2 protein-coding genes are annotated in these 1308 nt (G+C 68.4%); both read left to right on the forward strand.

All coding sequences use genetic code 11. The features are described 5' to 3' along the window. Window positions 1–77: 77 nt before the first annotated feature. Window positions 78–932: an IS5 family transposase gene (locus ACLHRZ_RS42465; RefSeq protein ID WP_490423994.1), complete on the forward strand. Its 855-nt coding sequence runs from the start codon at window positions 78–80 to the stop codon at window positions 930–932. Then, window positions 929–1308: hypothetical protein (locus ACLHRZ_RS42470; RefSeq protein WP_490423995.1), on the forward strand; the 380-nt coding region annotated here is incomplete at its 3' end. The genes ACLHRZ_RS42465 and ACLHRZ_RS42470, both read left to right, overlap by 4 nt.

Raw genomic sequence — 1308 nt, forward strand, 5'->3', positions numbered from 1 at the left:
ATGTGGTGTCGCCCGTTCGTGGGTGATGGGACGGTTCCGTCCTCGCGCCATGTCGTGTGCATGATGGGGTCGCAGGCATGGAACGGATGCCGTACTCAACCGACTTGTCCGACGGGCAGTGGGCGTTGATCGAACCGCTGGTCACCGCGTGGAAGCAGGAGCGGGTGGCGCGGTCGGCGACCGGAGACCCCGGCTCCTGCGACCTGCGCGAGGTCGTGAACGCGCTGCTCTACCAGAACCGGACGGGCTGTCAGTGGCGGCTCCTGCCGCACGACTTCCCGTCCTGGTCGGCGGTGTTCTACTACTTCACCCTGTGGCGCCAGGACAGCCTTGACCAGCGGATCCAGGAGATCCTGCGCTGCCAGGTGCGGGAGCGGGCCAGACGGTTAGAGGACCCGTCCCTGGTGATCATCGACACCCAGTCCGTCCGCGTGGCGGCCGGGGTGCCGAAGGAGACGACGGGACTGGACGCGCACAAGAAGACGCCCGGCAGGAAGCGAGGACTCGCCGTCGACGTATTGGGCCTGATCATCGGCGTGGTGGTCCTGCCGGCCAGCGCGCACGACAACGAGGCCGGCATCGCCCTGCTGGATCAGGCGGCCGAACGGTGCGGCATGCGCCTGGAGAAGGCCCTGGTCGACCAGGGCTTCAAGGACGCCGTGATCATCCACGGAGCGATGAACGACATCACCGTCGAGGTGGTCCGGCGCAACCCCGCCGACCAGGGCAAGGGCTTCGTGCCACAGCCCGTCCGGTGGCGGGTGGAGCAGGTCAACGGCACCCTCATGCTGCACCGTCGCCTCGCCCGTGACTACGACCACCGTCCCGACAACTCCGCCTCCCGCGTCTACTGGGCCTCCACCGCCGGCATGCTCCGCCGCCTCACCACCCCCGTCCCGCCCTGGCGGGACGACATGGAGCTGGCCGCGTGAAGGTCAGCGAACTCCTGCGGCTGCTGCAAGCCGAACACGAAGAGACGGCCGCACGCGTGGACAGCCTGCGCGAGCAGATCGAGCAACTCACCACCGTCCTCGCCGAGACCGAGGCCCGCCTGGCCGAACTCACCACCGTCCGCAAGGTGATCGACGGCCTCACCCCGCCCGGTCACGAACCAGCCCCCGCGCAGAACGCCACCATCTACCAGCGCATCGTGACCACGTTCAACGAGCACCCCGGGAAGGTGTTCCGCGTCCATGACCTGCACGAGCACCTCGGCCTGCCCACCGACGAGCCCTCGATCAACGTCACCCGCTCCCGCCTGGGACGACTTGTTCGCCAGGGACTTCTTGAGCAACCCGGACGTGGGCG

Source organism: Streptomyces sp. AM25, assembly GCF_058146165.1.

What these genes read in the sequence shown, in the direction of transcription:
- ACLHRZ_RS42465 (WP_490423994.1), top strand. Translation starts at nt 78, where the DNA reads ATGGAACGGATGCCGTACTCAACCGACTTGTCCGACGGGCAGTGGGCG.